A 15,850-nucleotide genomic window follows, 5' to 3' on the forward strand; every position below is an offset into this window, starting at 1 on the left:
GCCGCGGGCGGGGCGCGCAGCGCGCCCCGCGCGCCCTGCGGGTATTGCTTAGCTGTTTAGGCTAGGAATTAGTCCAGAACTTCCCATTCCCAGAAGTTCCACCAGACACCGGTCTGGTTCGGCATGTAGGAGTTGATCCCACCGATGCTGTCGCTGTGCGCGTCAACGCCGGGCGACTGGAAGAGCGGCAGGCCGAACGAGGAGTCCCAGATCAGCTTGTCGATCTGGATCTGCAGTTCCTTCTGCTTCTCAACATCGGTTTCCAGGATGAGCTGATCCATGAGGGCATCAGCTTCGGGGTTGGAGAAGCCGCTGTAGTTGGACGCGGCGCCGGTCTTGAAGAGCTGCGGTACGCCGGTCACGCCGACACCCGAGTTGATCCAGCCGAAGATGGAGGCGTCGTAGGTGCCGGTGCCCAGGGCAGAGCCCCAGTCAGAGGCACCCAGGCCGCCGTCGACGACCTTGAAGCCGGCTTCGGACGCAGACTGTGCGATCAGCGTGTAGGCGTCAGAGCGGTTGGGGTTGTCCTTGTTGTACATGATGCGTACTTCAGGGGTGGCGCCGGCAAGCAGTTCCTTGGCGCCTTCGACGTCAACCTCAGCATATTCGGAGGAGCCGTTGTTGGCGGCGGACTCTTCGTAGCCGTCCTGGTCAGACAGGAAGATCTGCGAATCCAGCGGAGCTGCATCCGGGTTGAGCTTCTTGACGATCGAGTCAACGATTGCCTGGCGCGGGATGACCTTCATGAAGGCGGTGCGCACGTTCTCGTCAGCGAAGACGCCGGAGAAGTTCAGGTCAACGTGGTCGTAGGAGAGCTGGTTGCCGGAGTTGATGGTTACACCGTCAATGGCTTCAAGCTGCTCCACGGTGTCGGCGGAAGCCTGCGGAGCAATGATGTCCACTTCACCGTTCTTCAGCGCCTGGACCTGGGCGGGAGCATCACCGATGTAGCGGACGATGATCTCGTCGATCTTGGGCTCCGGACCCCAGTTGTAGTCCTCGTTGCGGGTCAGCGTCATGGAGTTCTCGGGATCGATCTCCGAGACAATGAACGGACCGTTGGAGAGGTACAGGGAGGCGTCCGAGGGCAGCGACTTGGTGTCGAAGCCGGTGTTCCAGAAGTCGGCAACTGCCTTCAGCTCTTCGTTGACCGGAGCCGGGTTCGCCGGGTCGCCGGCGGGCGTGTTCTGGATCAGTTCGATCAGCGCGTCGCCGTCGGCCAGGCCGGCCTTCTCGGCAACAACGTGCGCCGGGGTGCTGACGCCGCCGTCGGTCATGGCACCAAAGGCAACTTCCCAGTCCGCGAAGGGCTCGGAGTAGGTCATGGTGATGGAGCGGCCGTCGTCGCCGATTTCGGGAACGTCGGTCAGGCTCAGGCCTGAGGTATCGCCTGCGTAGTCGAAGTAGGTGGTACCGGAAACGGTCTCGCCTTCTTCGTTCAGCGTGGCGTCGTTGAAGTGGCCGGAGTTGACGGCCCAGAGGAGCATGAGGTCGTCGGCGTCGACGGGCTCGCCGTCGGACCAGTTCACGCCTTCGTTAACGGTGTACTTAACCGTCAGGGGATCCTCGGAGACCTTTTCGTAGGTGCCGAAGTCTTCCAGCGGCTCAACCTTGAGTTCATCGGTGATGTAGTTGAACCCGGAATGCGTGGCGTACGCAATCTTGCCGTTGATATCGACGTTGCCGTTCGCTGTGTTGCTGTTGAACGAGCTGAAGGCGTTAACCTCCACAACGCGGACAGAACCGCCGGTGCTCTCGCTGTCAGATGAACCGTTGTCGGTGGTCCCCTGATTCGCAGCACAGGCGCTCAGTGCGAGAGCAGCAACAGCCGCCACACCCACTGCTTTGGAAATACGTGCAAAACGCATTCCGCCTCCTATTTCTCAGTGCGTCATTGTCTCCGGCGGGATTACCGGAATCACGGGCAGCGCAGATCCTGCGTGCCTCGTCGCATATGACTAAGAGAGTAGACCGCGGACTGCTACTGGCCCGTAACTTGGTTCCCGACGCGACACGGTTGTTACACGTTTGCAACCTGAAAATTATCATTACGACAACTGCTCTGGTCTGATGGTAGTTAGAGGGGCTATTGTGCCCCCGCACACACTTCTGAGGGCCTTTCGGGGCAGAGATAAGATTCAGGTGGGGCCGGGAACCTGGCCCCACCCACTCACCAAAGGACTCTTGTGAAGCTCACAATCATCGGCGGCTCGAAGGGAACCGGCGCCAAGCTGGCCTCCCTCGCACAGGCCGCAGGCCACGAAGTGACAGTCCTTTCCCGCAGCGGACAGGGTCCCGAAGGCGTCCGCGTGCTTACAGGGGACGCCGGGGATCCCTCCGCCGCAGCCTCGGCCGTTGCCGGTGCGGACGCCGTCGTCGTCACGGTGGGCGGGGCGAAGGGTAACCCCCGCCACCGCGCCGCCGTCACGCGCAGCGTTATTGAGGCGATGAAGAAGGAGGGCGTGCAGCGGCTTATGGTCCAGTCCTCCCTGGGCGCCGGCGACTCGGGTAAGCAGATGCCTGCCCCGCTGCGCGTAGCCATGAAAGTTGCCCTCGCGAAGCCGCTGGCCGACCACAATGAGCAGGAAGCCGCTGTGCAGAAATCCGGACTGGCCTGGACAATCGTCCGGCCCACCGGCCTTACGGACAAGGAACCGGCCGGTTCCTGGCAGGCGCTGCAGACTTCGCAGGAAGGCACCCTGCGCGGTTCAATTCCCCGCGCCGATTTGGCGGCCTGCATGCTCGAACTGCTTGAAGATCCCGCATCCGTCGGCAAGGCGGTCGGCGTCAGCAGCTAAACCGCGCTTGCCCCCGGGGCGTTGCACTGGTTCCATGGCGGCGTGAAGCGTGCAATTTATATTGCGTGCACCGGTCTTGGTGCCGTAGGGACAGTGGCCAACGCAATCTCGCCCTCCCGCCCCGAGAAACTGTGGAGCATCTGGTCTCTTGGCTTGGGGGCTGCGGCCTGGCACGAACTGAGGCGCAGCCGCCGGCCCTAGTTCTTGGCCTGTGCTCCTTTGAGCTTCGGGCCCGCAAACCACAGCACAATCCCCACCAGGACCCACACTCCAAGGGTGAGTGCGGCACCCGCTCCCCCGGCGCCGTCGAAATAGGCCACGGCCCGCACCAGCGTGCCCGCCGCTCCGGGCGGCAGGAGCTGCCCGATCATTGCCACTCCGGCCGGAAGCCACTGGGCGCTGGTGGCGATGCCGGCAAATGGGTTGCCCACGAACATCATGGACATGGCGGCGATAGTGAAGCCCTTCGTTCCGAAGCACTCATTGAGGCCGGCCAGCGGCAGTGCCAGTGCCGCAATGCCGAGGGCAACGCTGGCGGCAACCGGGACCAATGGACCCTCAATGCTGCCGAACAGATACTTCAGGACAGCGGCAACGACGAACCCGCCCGCGACCGAAAACCCGGTAAGGCCGGCAAAGATCCACCAGCGCTTGCCGGAGAGCATCGAGCGGAACGCGACGGCGGGCACAATGCCGCCGAACACCAGCGGGAAGGCGAGACCGCCAATACCGACGCCGGTGGGGTCCGCGTCGGGAAGCGGCACCACATCCACAACCTCTGCTGTCTGCCCCTCAGCTCCGGCCATGGTGGCACCTACGTTGCTGATGGTGCCCGAAACAGCCGTTGAGCCGGCACTTGCCACGTAAACCTGCATGTCTTCCGGGTCGGAGAAGTCAAAACCGCCGACGATTTCCCGGTCCCGTATGCCCTGCTCAAGGTCCTCGGCGTTGTTATAGGCGCGGACGACGAACGCTCCCGGCTGCTGGCCCTCGAGGGTTTCCGAGACCGAGGCGGCCTTCTCCTGCGACCCGACAACACCCAGACCCAGATCACGCGGGCCCGAGAGGAGCGAGGGAGAGATGAAGAGCATCAGCAGGGCCAGCAGGATGACTGAGAGTCCGACGGTCAGGCCCGCCCAAATGGCTGCGTGTTTGCGATGGGAGCCGGTTGCCGGCACTTGAGCTGTCATGTCCTTCAAATGTTCCTATCTGGAGGAATTTCCTCCGTATCCACCGGATGATATTCCTCCGGTTTAGACTGGAAGTCAATTTGGAAGGAGCCGGAATGAGGGCTGACGCCGCACGTCGGAGAGAAGCGATCATTAGCCATGCCAAACACGTCTTTGCTGAGCGCGGCGGCGATGTAGCACTCGAAGCCGTCGCAGCAGCCAGCGGCGTGGGTATCGCCACCCTGTACCGCAACTTCCCTTCACGCGAGGACCTGGTCCGGGCTGTCGTCCAGGACACCGTGGAACAGATCATCCATGCTGTGGATCAGGCACAGCGCAGTCTGGATGCTGACCCGGCCGGGGCTTGGAAGGAATTGCTGTCCAGCCTCACGGCGATGAATCTGGGTGCGCTCACGGACGGGCTCGCGCTGCAGGCCGGAGCTGCCCAGGATCTGGCAGCGTCTCCCCTGGCACAGGTCCAGCAGCCGGCACTTGATGCCCTGAACGGCGTACTCGCCAAGCTCAAGCAGTACGGGGCAGTGAGGGAGACGCTCTCCGCGCTGGACGTCATCGTTTCCGTCGCGACGATCACGCGTCCGCAGGTCTCCGCCATCCGGGGAGCCGCGCCCGACGTACCCGGACAGCTCGCTGAGGCTTACTTCCTCTGGAGCAGCGGGGTCTGAATCCGGCCTCGCGGAACGGCAGAGGGGCCTTGCCCGGCACCCGAAACGGAGCTCCGTAGCCGCAGCCTGCTAGAATTGATGCGGCCTCAGGCCACCACGGCATCGATGACACGACACGCGGGGCACTTCAATAAGTACCTTCTGACACGGCACGGTCGATCGCCTCCACACCGCCGACTGTCAGGAGACTCTATGGCGCCCTCTTCAATTTCCCGTCCGAATGTCAAGGATCGTGCAGGCGGGATGATCGCGGTCGCTGCGGCCGCTGCGTTCCTCGCCACCTTCAACGAGACGTTCCTCAACGTAGCCTTCACGCCGATCATGCAGGACTTCGGCGTCGAGGTCAGCACCGTTCAGTGGCTGACCACCGGCTACCTGCTCGTCGCCGCTGTGTTCGTTCCTGTAGCCAACGTCCTGTACCACCGGTTCCCCACCCGACCGCTGTTCGTCGCCGTCGTCGCGATCATGGTCCTGGGTTCTGTGGTGGGCGCCCTGGCTCCCAGTTTCGAAGTCCTGCTGATCGCACGTCTGCTGCAGGCCATCGGAACCGGCCTGCTCACCCCCATCGGCATGAACATCACGCTGGCGGTGTCCCCGCGCGAGAAGCTTGGCCTCAACATGGGCATCATGGCTGCCATGACCACGCTCGGCCCGTCGCTGGCGATCGTTCTTTCCGGTGCCATTCTGACCGTCGCCCCCTGGACCACATTGATGTGGGTCTTCGGCGGCCTCACCCACGCAGTGCTGCTCGCCGGTGCGATCGTCCTGCGGAACGTCACCGAGCTGGGCCGGCCGGTTCTGGACATCCTGTCCTTCATCCTCGTTGCTGTCGGCCTCGTCGGCATCCTCTACGGCGTCTCCAGCGCCTTCGAGGGATCTGCCCTCTACGCAGGTGTTGCCGGCGTCGTTGGCCTGCTCGCCATGTGGCTGTTCATTCTCCGCCAGCGCCGAATCGAGAATCCGCTGCTCGATCTTCGCCCGTTCTCCAGCGCACCTTTTGTGTTTGGTGTGCTCATGACCATGCTCGGCCTGATCTTTGTCTTCGCCATGAACGTGGTCATTCCCCTGTTCCTGCAGGGCGCACTTGAGATGCCGCCGCTGGGTGCTTCGCTGACCCTTGCACCTGGCATCCTGCTGACCGTGGGGATGGGGCCGATCGCCGGCCGCTTGTTCGACCGCCACGGCGGCCGCTGGTCGATTCCCCTCGGATTCCTTGTCATGGCAATCTTCGTGACGCTCGTCGGGGTCGCTGCCGGACAGGGCTCGGTCTGGATCTTCGGGCTGCTCTACGTCCCGGCAGTGCTGGCCACGGCATTCGTCGTCGGGCCGTCCCAGACGTTCGCGCTCGCCAACCTGGACCGCGAGACCAGCCCGCACGGCGTCACGGTGGTTTCAACCAGCTTCCAGATCGCCGGCTGCGTGGGCACCTCGCTCGCTACCGGAATCTACGGCGCCGTCATTGCGTCCAACATCGAGTCCGGGATCAGTGAAGGTGATTCCCTGCTGGCCGGTTTCCACGGCTCCGTCGCCCTGGTGGTTGCCACGTCGCTCCTCGGTATTCTCCTCGCGTTCCTGGCCTACCGTTCGGTGCGCTCGCGCCGCACCGCGGAGAACGAACAGGCTCCGGCAGACACCGTCCAGTCGATCATGAAGTCCGACGTCTACGCCCTGTCCTCGGACGCGAGCGTCCTTGACGCCCTGCAGACCTTCGCCGAGCGCGGCATCTCGGGTGCACCGGTCCTCAACGCGGACGGCACGCTGGCAGGTTTCCTGTCCGACGGCGATGTGCTGCGCTACCTCTCCGCGGCCCATCCGTCCTCGACGTCGATCTACTCCTACGCGATCGGCGCTGCGGACGATCTGGAACAGGCAATGTCCGATCTCGCGAACCTGAACATCATGCGGCTCGTAACGCACGACGTCGTCACGCTCGACGCCGGCGCATTGGTCAGTGACGCTGTGGCTGCACTGTCGGACGCACGGCTCAAGAAGGTTCCGGTGGTTAAGGGCGAAGATTCCCGTCCCATTGGCATCGTGAGCCGGTCGGCTATCAACCGCCTGGCGATCGCCACGTACCTGCGTTCACGCAGTGAGGCTGACGTCCGCACACCGGCGTAGTCCCGCAGTCGTTAGCCAGCAGCAGGCCGGACCCACTGCGAGTCCGGCCTGCTGCTGTTTTAACCTTCATGTCCGGCGAGGGCGCGGCGTCAGCGGCTGGATGGGGCAGGCCATGGGATGTAATCGCTCCGGCCTTGCCAGGATCCGTGCTCGGACAACGGCCGAAAGCGCAGCGTGGTGAATTCGTGGTGGAAGTCCCGGCGTTCCCGCTCGGTCATCGCTTCGGTATGGCGGCGTGCGCCTTCCCCGGCATCCCTCCCGGAAACCATGCCGGTCATCGCCCGGGTGCTGGTCCAGATGGAGAAGGTTGAAACTGTCCGGGGCAGGCGGATGCCGGCCATGGCCAGCGCCGCCTCTGGGTGGTCCCGGATCTGGATTTCCACGGGACGGCCCCACCGGATGAAGCGGGGCAGTTCCGGCAGGCGCAGGCGGGCCAGGGTCACGGCCACTACCGGCTCGTGCGGGTTGGCTGATTCTGCGGATTCCGGCAGCTCGGCGAACTCGCTGACTTTCCCCCAGCGGCGCAGGAACTGCAGCCGGACGTGCCAGCCCTGGTCCAGTTTCCTGCCAAACGGATGCCCGGTGAGGAAGTCCGTCAGGGACCGTTCGTCTTCCCAGTGCGCGAACACGGCCGTGCGCTTCAGCTGCATCCGGCGCGGTGAAACTATCGGTGCTCCCAGCTCCATTCCTGCGAACACTTCGGCGTGAACCAGGCCGGGGGCTTTGAGCTGGCGCACCATTGCTCCGGCAGCAGCGAGCGGAGGCAAGGCGGCGAGGTGGAACGAGTAGATGCTCATAGTGCCGCCGCCGGTTGTTTCCCCATCCCCTGATCCTTGCCGGGCGCCGCGGCACGCGTCAAATAACTGCCGCTGCTCAGCCTGCCCGGCGGTAGTGCACGATGATGGCGCCGTTGCTCATTGGCTCGGCTGAAATCAGCTCCAGGCGGCGAGCGCTGTCGAGCAGACCTCCGTAGAGGGTGGGGCCATGCCCGGTGATCATCGGGTGGACCAGGAACCTGTACTCGTCGATGAGGTCCAGCCGGTCCAGCGCCGATGCGAGCTTGCCGCTGCCGAGGAGCACGCCGTCGGGCGTCTGGTCCTTCAGCTCCTGCACCGCGGTGCGCAGGTCGCCTTTGAGGCGGTGGCTGTTGTTCCACGGGAAATCGCTGCGCGTTGCGGACACTACGTACTTGGGTTTGTCCTCCAGCGTGAGCGCCCACTCGCGGATTGCCTCCGGCGCTTCCACCTCTCCGTGAGCGACCAGCGGCCAGTAGCCCTCCATCAGCTCGTAGGTGGTGCGCCCCCACAGCATGGCACCGCTCTCATCCAGAAGCCGGGTGTAATGCGTGTGGGTCTCGTCGTCGGCAATCCCCTCCTGATGATCTACGCAGCCGTCCAGGGTGACGTTGTAGCTGAAGGTCAGAGCGCCCATAGAGTGATTCTCCGGCGGTCGGCTCCCGCGTGCAATCCGTTTAGGCAACCAGCCGGCCCAGTCGCGGCGCGAAGGCCTCTCATTCGTGGGATGAGGGGCAGCCCGCCGCCGACGGCGTTTCGTTCCGTAACGACGCCGGCGGAGGGCATTACCCGTCCTAGTCGAGAACTGAGCGGACGATCTCAGCGATGCGCTTCTCCGTCTCGGCGTCGATGGTTTCGAAGTACCAGGCGGCAGGCATAAGCGTGCCGTCCGACCCGCCGGCTGGCCGGAACCGTGCCTTCTCCGTGACGGCCAGATTGAGGCGTTCATCGTTGCGCAGGGTCAGCAGCGCCGGGGAACCCGCGGATGTGGCATACGCGGGCATGCCGTACCAGATGCGCGGTTTGAGCCCCGGCGCCGCGTCCATGATGACGTTATGGACCTGCTGCATTAGTCCGCGCTGCGGCTCATGCATGCCCGCGATCTTATCCACGACCTGGGCCAGGTTTTTCTCGTCTTTCGATGACATTTCGCGTCCTCTCGTCAGCCGATGCCTCGGCATCGGTGCAATGAAGCTGGCGCATTAATGCGCCGCACTCCATCGGGACGTGTCCTGGGAAGCCAGGCCTCTCCGCGATGATTCACGTGGTCTTCACGTGGAAGCGCATTCGGTGGCGGGCCACCGGCAACAGGATAACTTTGCCCCTGCGCGGAAGCCACCGGTTGTTCCTCCTGATTCCCACCCGATGAGGAGCTTTCGGGAGGGAATAGGTGGACTCGGCGGCGGGTTCCATCTTCGCCGGGGAATTGCCGGTCCCTACTGCAAGGAGAGAACGCACATGGCACGAGTAGTTATCTTCGGCGGAACCGGCTACGCGGGCGGACACATTGCCCGCGAGGCAGCTTCCCGCGGGCACGAAGTGATCTCCTACTCCCGCAATGCACCGGAACAGCCGCTGCACGGAGTCGAATACCGCACGGGTTCGCTGGCCTCCCCGGAAGTGCCCGCCGCGGCTGCCGCCGACGCCGATGTCCTCGTTGTGGCAGTGCACGGAGCCGACGTTGACGGTGCTCCGCTCACTGCGTATGTGCCGGCGCTGATCGAAGCCGCACGCACTAACGGTGCGCGTCTTGCTTTCGTTGGGGGCGCAGGCTCGTCCCTGGTTGCGGAAGGCGGTCCGAGGCTGGTCGACACCCCGGACTTCCTCGATGACTGGAAGCCCGAAGCCCTGGCCCACGCCGAGGTACTCGAGGCGCTGCGGCAGGCACCCGAGGACCTCCACTGGTTCTATGTCAGCCCGGCAGCTCTCTTTGGTGTCTTCGCTCCCGGCGAGGCCACCGGTTCCTACCGGACAGGCGGCGACGTCCTGGTGGCCAAAGACGACGGCTCCTCGGAGATCTCAGGTGCCGATTTCGCCCTTGCCTTCGTCGACGAGATCGAGAACCACGCGCATCCTCGCCAGAGGTTCACTGTCGGCCACTAACAGCACGTTCGACCCCGGCTAGGGCAGCCACTCCACACGCAAAAAGGCCCGGGATGCAATCAGCATTCCGGGCCTTTCTCAAGCAACCGCCTGAAACCTAAACGTTGAAGCGGAACTCCACCACATCGCCGTCGGCCATAACGTAGTCCTTGCCTTCAATCCGGACCTTGCCATACGCCTTGGCCTCAGCCATGGAACCGGCCTCGACCAGGTCGTCGAAGGAGACAACTTCGGCCTTGATGAAGCCGCGCTGGAAATCGGTGTGGATGACGCCGGCAGCCTGCGGGGCGGTGTCGCCCTTGCGGATGGTCCAGGCACGGGTTTCCTTCGGACCGGCAGTCAGATACGTCTGCAGGCCCAGGGTGTGGAAGCCAACGCGGGCCAGCTTGTCCAGGCCGGACTCTTCCTGGCCGCTCATCTCCAGCATCTCGCGGGCCTCTTCCTCGTCCAGCTCCACCAGGTCGGCTTCGAGCTTGGCATCGAGGAAGATGGCATCGGCGGGAGCAACGAGTTCGCGCAGCTCAGCCTGGCGGTCCGGGTTGCCCAGGACGGCGTCGTCAACGTTGAAGACGTAGATGAAGGGCTTGGCAGTGAGCAGGCTCAGTTCACGCAGGTGCTCCATGTCCAGCTTGTCGCTGGCGATGGAGGAGAAGATCGTGTCCCCGCGCTCCAGCACAGCCTGGGCGGCCTGCATGGCAGCCAGCTGCGCGGCGTCGCGCTTCTTGATCTTCACTTCCTTCTCCACGCGCGGAATGGCCTTCTCCAGGGTCTGGAGGTCCGCGAGGATCAGTTCGGTGTTGATGGTCTCCATGTCCGAGCGCGGATCAACCTTGCCGTCCACATGAACCACATCGGGATCATCGAACACGCGGATAACCTGGGCAATGGCCTCGGCTTCGCGAATGTTGGCAAGGAACTGGTTGCCCAGGCCTTCGCCTTCCGACGCGCCCTTCACAATGCCGGCAATGTCCACGAAGGACACGGTTGCGGGCAGGATGCGGGCCGAACCGAAGATCTCGGCGAGCTTTGCCAGCCGCGGATCCGGCAGGGATACGACGCCGACATTCGGCTCGATCGTGGCGAACGGATAGTTCGCCGCCAGCACGTTGTTGCGGGTCAGCGCATTGAACAGGGTTGATTTGCCGACGTTGGGCAGGCCGACGATGCCAATAGTAAGAGCCACGTTAGTAAATGTTACCGGGGCAGGCCGTCAGAGCCGAACCCGGCACCGCGGTGCCGGGAAACGGGTTAGGAGCGGCGGCCACCAAGACCGCGGGAGGAATCCCCCATGGCTTTGAGCGTGGCGCGGATTTCCTTGGGCAGGGAGAAGATGATGTCCTCTTCCGCCGTGACGACTTCCTCGACCTCGCCGTAGCCGTACTCGGCCAGCAGATTCAGTACGTCCTGGACCAGGTTCTCCGGCACCGAGGCACCGGAGGTCACGCCCACGGTCGAGACACCTTCGAACCAGGACTCGTCCACCTCATTGGCGAAGTCCACCCGGTAGGAAGCCTTGGCGCCGTATTCAAGGGCAACCTCAACGAGCCGCACGGAGTTCGAGGAGTTCGCCGAGCCGACCACAATCACCAGGTCCGCGTCCGGGGCGATCTTCTTGATCGCCGCCTGGCGGTTGGAGGTGGCGTAGCAAATGTCATCGCTGGGCGGATCCTGCAGGTTCGGGAACTTTTCCCGCAGCAGCTTCACGGTGGTCATGGTCTCGTCCACGGACAGGGTGGTCTGGGAAAGCCAGATGAGCTTGTCCGGATCCCGGACCTGGATCTTGTCCACGTCTTCGGGTCCGTTGACGATCTGCATGTGCTCCGGCGCCTCGCCGTAGGTGCCTTCGACTTCCTCATGCCCCTCGTGTCCGATGAGCAGGATGTCAAAGTCGTCGCGGGCGAAGCGGACGGCTTCGCGGTGGACCTTGGTGACCAGCGGGCAGGTGGCGTCGATGGTGCGCAAGCCGCGGTCTTCAGCAGACTGCACGACGGCGGGAGAGACCCCGTGGGCGGAGAAAATCAGCAGGGAGCCTTCCGGCACCTCGTCCGTCTCATCGACGAAGATGGCACCGCGCTCTTCCAGCGTGCTGACCACGTGCAGGTTGTGCACGATCTGCTTGCGCACGTAAACGGGCGGGCCGTAGTGTTCCAGCGCCTTTTCGACGGCGATCACGGCACGGTCGACGCCGGCGCAGTAGCCGCGCGGGGCGGCAAGCAGGACCCGGCGCGCTCCGGACACCGGCGCGGCAGCAGCAACCTCTTCAGGGCTGCGGCGGCGGCGCGGGACGGTGGGCATCGGCACGGAAACGGCTGTGCTGGTCATGACTCCATGCTAGCCGCTGGTCTGCCAGGCCCCGATTCCCCAGGGCCTGAGTCCGCTGTCAGCGCACAGCCCGGCGGGATCCTGCCACCAGACGGAACACCAGTCCGACGGCGAAGGCCACGGCTCCGGCGATAATCAGGACCAGCAGCCAGGAATGAAAGCTGGACTGGGCCAGCGGGATCAGGCCGTCGACGAAAGTGGAAGCTACAGGGTTCGCCGGGGTCTGTCCCTCCACAATCGCTGCAGCGGCACCGGCAGCCAGCCACAGGACACCGCCCAGGACAGCCGCGCCGGCACCGAGCAGCGCGAACGTTGTGGAACGGCGTCGGGCAAGGAGCAGGGCAAGCAAGCCGGCCAGCACTGCCGCTGCAGCGAGCAGCGGCCAGGAGTCAGCGAACCGGGTCAGTGTTTCAAGTTCCGCACTGCGGTCCACTCCGGACACCGTCAGGAGCCGCTCCCCCACGTCAACCGGTTCAGTGCCGATTTCACCTGCTACCTGCTGGCTGACCAGGTTGAGCAGCGGCCCAAGGTCCAGGCTTGGCGTACCGGAGTCGAACGTTGCCGTGTGGGAACGCTCAAGGGTTTGGGTCCACGCTTCCGGATACCCAGGAGCCTGCTGGAACCCGGAGACCACCCGCTCCACCACCGGCTCCACCAGCGCTGCCAGTCCGTCAGGCAGGCCGTCGCTGACCGATGCGCTGGCCTGTGCGGCCAGTGCGGAAGAGAGCTCCGCCTTGAACGGCTCATCTTCTCCCAGCGGCTGCGCCAGCTGGGAGAAACCCTGCGAGGACACTGCGTTTTGGGCCAGCCAGGCACTGCATACCGCGGCACCTGCCAGCAGCAGGGCTGCCAGGGCCAGGATCGCTGAACCGAATGTGCGCATAGTTCCCCAATTCTCTTTCCGCGGAGCCGGACCCAGCGGAGTAGCCCGGTGCCCGTCCAGCGGCCGTTGTCCACGGTCCGCCGGCGTTGAACACGATGTGTCCCAGGCACCTGATAGACAATAACCTTAGGACCGGTGCCGGTATGGAACCGGCCCGCCGCTGGACCAACAGGAGTGCGAAGAAATGCAGAATGACGCAGGAGCGCAGGAACCGGGCCAGACGGATGCCGGCAACACCCTTGCGCCCACGGCTGCCCTGACGTCTCCGGAGAATCCGTGGCCGCTGGCCCTGCTGTCGAAGAACCTGAAGGCGTACATCGACCGTGCCCCCGCCGCCTGGGTGGAGGGGCAGGTCATAGAACTGAACCGCCGCTCCAATGCCTCGTTCATCACCCTGCGCGACGTCGATGCGGAGGTTTCGCTGTCCCTGACGGTCTGGAGCACGGTCATGAACCGGCTGGAGCTGCCGCTGGAACGCGGAGCACGGGTGGTGGCCCTGATCAAACCGGACTTCTGGGTCAAGACGGGCCGGCTCTCCATGCAGACCCGGGATATCCGGCCGGTGGGCCTTGGAGACCTGCTGGCCCGGATCGAGCGCCTGCGCCAGGCCCTCGCAGCCGAGGGCCTGTTCGCGGCGTCCCGCAAGCAGCGTCTTCCCCTGCTCCCCGGCCGGATTGGCCTCATCACCGGACGTAATTCCGATGCGATGAAGGACGTTATGCGCAATGCTGCCCTGCGCTGGCCTGCGGTGGAGTTCGAAGTCCGCGAGGTAGCCGTGCAGGGTGTGAACGCCGTCGCCGAGGTGACCCGCGCCCTTGCTGCCCTGGATGCCATGCCCGAGGTCGACGTGATTGTCATTGCCCGTGGCGGCGGATCGCTGGAGGACCTGCTGCCGTTCAGCCATGAGGACCTGATCCGGGCGGTCGCCGCGGCGCAGACCCCGGTGGTCAGCGCCATCGGACACGAGGCTGACCGTCCGCTGCTTGATGAGGTAGCGGATCTGCGCGCCTCCACCCCCACGGATGCGGCGAAGCGGATTGTGCCCGACGTCGGCGAGGAACTCGCGCGGATCGGCACGGCACGCTCCCAGCTGCGCCGGATCATGGAACTCATGCTCAGCCGGGAAACAGACCGGCTGGCGCACATCCGCACCCGGCCGGTCCTCTCCGCCCCGGAGACCATGCTGGCCACCCGGGCCGAGGACGTCACCCGCCTGCGGGACCGCGCCTATTCGGCTATGCGCTCCGAGGTCCGGCGCGACGCCGATCGAATCAGTTACCTGCGGGCGCAGGTGCGAGCCCTCTCACCGCAGAAAACCCTGGACCGGGGCTACGCCGTCGTGCAGCTTGCCGACGGCTCCGTGGTCCGCGACGCGGCCGCCGTTGAGGCCGATGCCCAGTTGCGCATCCGGGTGGCTGCCGGCGAGCTTGGTGCCGTCGCCACCGGACAGCGCTAACCGACTTTTCAATTTAGGAGAACAGCATGAACGAAGCAGCAGCCCTGCCGGCAGACATTGAGGCCATGAGCTACGAACAGGCCCGCGACGAACTCGTGGCCGTGGTGACCCGGCTCGAGGCCGGCGGCGCCAGCCTGGAGGAGTCACTCGCCCTCTGGGAGCGCGGCGAAGCGCTGGCCACCCGGTGCGAGTCCTGGCTTGAAGGCGCCCGGGAGCGCCTTGAAGCTGCCCGCGCAGCCCGCGAGGCCTAAGCCGCCCCTGCCCGCCGCAGCCGGCAGGCAGAGGCGCTGCCGGTTACGGCTTGTAGGTGCTGAGGAACTCGGCCAGGCGCGAGATGGCGTCTTCGATGTCTTCCAGCGCCGGAAGCGTGACCATCCGGAAGTGGTCGGGGCGGATCCAGTTGAACGCGGTGCCGTGCGAGACCAGGATCTTCTGCTGCTTGAGCAGGTCCAGCGCGAACATCTCATCCGATTCGATCGGATAGGCCTCGGGGTCCAGCTTCGGGAACAGATACAGCGCGCCCTCGGCGTTCTCCACGCTCACGCCCGGAATGTCATTGAGCATCTTGTAGGCAAGGTCGCGCTGTGCCTTCAGCCGGCCGCCGGGCAGGATCAGGTCGTTGATGCTCTGGTAACCCCCGAGCGCGGTCTGGATCGCGTGCTGCGCCGGGACGTTGGCGCACAGGCGCATGTTGGCCAGCAGGTTGATGCCCTCGATGTAGTCGGCAGCTGCGCGCTTTGGACCGGAGATAGTCATCCAGCCGCTGCGGAACCCGGCGATCCGGTACGCCTTGGAGAGGCCGCTGAAGGTCAGGCAGAGTACGTCGTCGCCGGTCAGTGAAGCAGCGTTGATGTGCACGGCGCCGTCGTACAGGATCTTTTCGTAGATCTCGTCGGCGAAGATGATCAGGTCGTGTTTGCGGGCCAGATCCACAATTTGGCGGAGCACGTACTCGGGGTAGACGGCGCCGGTGGGGTTGTTCGGGTTGATGAGCACAATGCCCTTGGTGCGCGGAGTGATCCGCTCTTCCATGTCCTGGATGTCCGGCCACCAGTGGTTGTCCTCGTCGCAGAGGTAGTGCACGGCGGTGCCGCCGGCCAGCGAGACGGAAGCCGTCCACAGCGGATAGTCCGGGGTGGGCACCAGGATTTCGTCGCCGTCGTCCAGCAGCGCCTGCAGGGACATGGTGATCAGCTCACTGACCCCGTTCCCCAGGTACACGTCGTCAACGTCGATGTTCTGGATGCCGCGGCCCTGGTAGTACTGCACCACGGCGGTGCGGGCGGAGAAGATGCCGCGGGAATCGCTGTAGCCCTGGGCTGTAGGCAGGTGGCGGATCATGTCCACCAGAATCGCTTCCGGCGCCTCGAACCCGAACGGGGCCGGATTGCCGATATTCAGCTTCAGGATGCGCTGTCCCGCCGCCTCCATACGCTGGGCATGCTCAAGGAGCGGCCCGCGGATGTCATAGAGGACGTTGTGAAGCTTGTGCGACTGGGTGAATTCTGCCATCTACACAGAATG

15 protein-coding genes are annotated in these 15,850 nt (G+C 64.6%); 6 read left to right on the forward strand and 9 right to left on the reverse strand.

Going from position 1 to position 15,850, the window contains the following annotated elements; all coding sequences use genetic code 11:
* Positions 1 to 68: 68 nt before the first annotated feature.
* Positions 69 to 1,868 (reverse strand): ABC transporter family substrate-binding protein, encoded by a 1,800-nt coding sequence (locus TVC13_RS04720; RefSeq protein WP_422400076.1) that lies wholly within the window; start codon positions 1,866 to 1,868, stop codon positions 69 to 71.
* Between the two features lie 318 nt (positions 1,869 to 2,186).
* Between TVC13_RS04720 and TVC13_RS04725 the strand changes: the two genes are divergently transcribed.
* Positions 2,187 to 2,798 carry an NAD(P)-dependent oxidoreductase gene (locus tag TVC13_RS04725; protein WP_422400077.1) on the forward strand — a complete coding sequence of 204 codons (612 nt, stop codon included), beginning with the start codon at positions 2,187 to 2,189 and terminating at the stop codon, positions 2,796 to 2,798.
* Between the two features lie 197 nt (positions 2,799 to 2,995).
* Here the strand turns inward: TVC13_RS04725 and TVC13_RS04730 are convergent, their stop codons facing one another.
* Complete coding sequence (locus tag TVC13_RS04730) at positions 2,996 to 3,988, reverse strand: hypothetical protein (RefSeq protein ID WP_422400078.1); 993 nt, start codon at positions 3,986 to 3,988, stop codon at positions 2,996 to 2,998.
* A gap of 95 nt (positions 3,989 to 4,083) precedes the next feature.
* Here TVC13_RS04730 and TVC13_RS04735 point away from each other — a divergent pair, with 95 nt between their 5' ends.
* The gene (locus TVC13_RS04735; RefSeq protein ID WP_422400079.1) at positions 4,084 to 4,650 is read left to right on the forward strand and encodes a TetR/AcrR family transcriptional regulator; all 567 of its coding nucleotides are present in this window, start codon (positions 4,084 to 4,086) and stop codon (positions 4,648 to 4,650) included.
* A gap of 192 nt (positions 4,651 to 4,842) precedes the next feature.
* Positions 4,843 to 6,768, forward strand: a complete 1,926-nt coding sequence (locus TVC13_RS04740; protein ID WP_422400080.1) for an MFS transporter — start codon at positions 4,843 to 4,845, stop codon at positions 6,766 to 6,768.
* A gap of 89 nt (positions 6,769 to 6,857) precedes the next feature.
* Here TVC13_RS04740 and TVC13_RS04745 read toward each other — a convergent pair whose 3' ends face one another.
* The 3 genes from TVC13_RS04745 to TVC13_RS04755 all read right to left on the reverse strand — a co-directional run bounded on the left by TVC13_RS04745 (position 6,858) and on the right by TVC13_RS04755 (position 8,710).
* Positions 6,858 to 7,565 (reverse strand): hypothetical protein, encoded by a 708-nt coding sequence (locus TVC13_RS04745; protein WP_422400081.1) that lies wholly within the window; start codon positions 7,563 to 7,565, stop codon positions 6,858 to 6,860.
* A gap of 76 nt (positions 7,566 to 7,641) precedes the next feature.
* A complete protein-coding gene (locus TVC13_RS04750) occupies positions 7,642 to 8,199 on the reverse strand; it encodes a dihydrofolate reductase family protein (RefSeq protein ID WP_422400082.1) in 558 nt (185 codons plus the stop codon).
* A gap of 157 nt (positions 8,200 to 8,356) precedes the next feature.
* The gene (locus TVC13_RS04755; protein WP_422400083.1) at positions 8,357 to 8,710 is read right to left on the reverse strand and encodes a DUF1801 domain-containing protein; all 354 of its coding nucleotides are present in this window, start codon (positions 8,708 to 8,710) and stop codon (positions 8,357 to 8,359) included.
* Positions 8,711 to 9,020: 310 nt separating this feature from the next.
* Here TVC13_RS04755 and TVC13_RS04760 point away from each other — a divergent pair, with 310 nt between their 5' ends.
* The gene (locus tag TVC13_RS04760) at positions 9,021 to 9,665 is read left to right on the forward strand and encodes an NAD(P)-dependent oxidoreductase (RefSeq protein ID WP_422400084.1); all 645 of its coding nucleotides are present in this window, start codon (positions 9,021 to 9,023) and stop codon (positions 9,663 to 9,665) included.
* Positions 9,666 to 9,762: 97 nt separating this feature from the next.
* Here the strand turns inward: TVC13_RS04760 and ychF are convergent, their stop codons facing one another.
* From ychF to TVC13_RS04775, 3 genes are all read right to left on the reverse strand, one after another.
* Complete coding sequence (gene ychF, locus TVC13_RS04765) at positions 9,763 to 10,848, reverse strand: redox-regulated ATPase YchF (protein ID WP_422400085.1); 1,086 nt, start codon at positions 10,846 to 10,848, stop codon at positions 9,763 to 9,765.
* 65 nt (positions 10,849 to 10,913) lie between these two features.
* The gene (locus tag TVC13_RS04770; RefSeq protein ID WP_422400086.1) at positions 10,914 to 11,987 is read right to left on the reverse strand and encodes a 4-hydroxy-3-methylbut-2-enyl diphosphate reductase; all 1,074 of its coding nucleotides are present in this window, start codon (positions 11,985 to 11,987) and stop codon (positions 10,914 to 10,916) included.
* A gap of 58 nt (positions 11,988 to 12,045) precedes the next feature.
* Positions 12,046 to 12,870 (reverse strand): hypothetical protein, encoded by an 825-nt coding sequence (locus TVC13_RS04775; RefSeq protein ID WP_422400087.1) that lies wholly within the window; start codon positions 12,868 to 12,870, stop codon positions 12,046 to 12,048.
* A gap of 184 nt (positions 12,871 to 13,054) precedes the next feature.
* On the opposite strand from TVC13_RS04775, the gene xseA reads away from it, so the two are divergent.
* A complete protein-coding gene (gene xseA, locus TVC13_RS04780) occupies positions 13,055 to 14,326 on the forward strand; it encodes an exodeoxyribonuclease VII large subunit (RefSeq protein ID WP_422400088.1) in 1,272 nt (423 codons plus the stop codon).
* Between the two features lie 26 nt (positions 14,327 to 14,352).
* Entirely contained in the window at positions 14,353 to 14,577 is a 225-nt protein-coding gene (locus tag TVC13_RS04785; protein WP_152226597.1) for an exodeoxyribonuclease VII small subunit, read from the forward strand.
* 43 nt (positions 14,578 to 14,620) lie between these two features.
* On the opposite strand, the gene TVC13_RS04790 is transcribed toward TVC13_RS04785, so the two are convergent.
* Positions 14,621 to 15,838: a pyridoxal phosphate-dependent aminotransferase gene (locus TVC13_RS04790; RefSeq protein WP_422400089.1), complete on the reverse strand. Its 1,218-nt coding sequence runs from the start codon at positions 15,836 to 15,838 to the stop codon at positions 14,621 to 14,623.
* Positions 15,839 to 15,850 lie beyond the last annotated feature (12 nt).

The sequence above is a fragment of the Arthrobacter sp. 3Tela_A genome (genome assembly GCF_049311025.1).
Lineage (GTDB): Bacteria > Actinomycetota > Actinomycetes > Actinomycetales > Micrococcaceae > Arthrobacter_B.

Excerpts from the sequence above, each read along its gene's own strand:
- TVC13_RS04720 (WP_422400076.1), bottom strand. The coding sequence starts at position 1,868 with ATGCGTTTTGCACGTATTTCCAAAGCAGTGGGTGTGGCGGCTGTTGCT.
- TVC13_RS04730 (WP_422400078.1), bottom strand. The coding sequence starts at position 3,988 with ATGACAGCTCAAGTGCCGGCAACCGGCTCCCATCGCAAACACGCAGCC.
- TVC13_RS04735 (WP_422400079.1), top strand. The coding sequence starts at position 4,084 with ATGAGGGCTGACGCCGCACGTCGGAGAGAAGCGATCATTAGCCATGCC.
- TVC13_RS04740 (WP_422400080.1), top strand. The coding sequence starts at position 4,843 with ATGGCGCCCTCTTCAATTTCCCGTCCGAATGTCAAGGATCGTGCAGGC.
- TVC13_RS04745 (WP_422400081.1), bottom strand. The coding sequence starts at position 7,565 with ATGAGCATCTACTCGTTCCACCTCGCCGCCTTGCCTCCGCTCGCTGCT.
- TVC13_RS04750 (WP_422400082.1), bottom strand. The coding sequence starts at position 8,199 with ATGGGCGCTCTGACCTTCAGCTACAACGTCACCCTGGACGGCTGCGTA.
- TVC13_RS04755 (WP_422400083.1), bottom strand. The coding sequence starts at position 8,710 with ATGTCATCGAAAGACGAGAAAAACCTGGCCCAGGTCGTGGATAAGATC.
- TVC13_RS04760 (WP_422400084.1), top strand. The coding sequence starts at position 9,021 with ATGGCACGAGTAGTTATCTTCGGCGGAACCGGCTACGCGGGCGGACAC.
- TVC13_RS04770 (WP_422400086.1), bottom strand. The coding sequence starts at position 11,987 with ATGACCAGCACAGCCGTTTCCGTGCCGATGCCCACCGTCCCGCGCCGC.
- TVC13_RS04775 (WP_422400087.1), bottom strand. The coding sequence starts at position 12,870 with ATGCGCACATTCGGTTCAGCGATCCTGGCCCTGGCAGCCCTGCTGCTG.
- xseA (WP_422400088.1), top strand. The coding sequence starts at position 13,055 with ATGCAGAATGACGCAGGAGCGCAGGAACCGGGCCAGACGGATGCCGGC.
- TVC13_RS04785 (WP_152226597.1), top strand. The coding sequence starts at position 14,353 with ATGAACGAAGCAGCAGCCCTGCCGGCAGACATTGAGGCCATGAGCTAC.
- TVC13_RS04790 (WP_422400089.1), bottom strand. The coding sequence starts at position 15,838 with ATGGCAGAATTCACCCAGTCGCACAAGCTTCACAACGTCCTCTATGAC.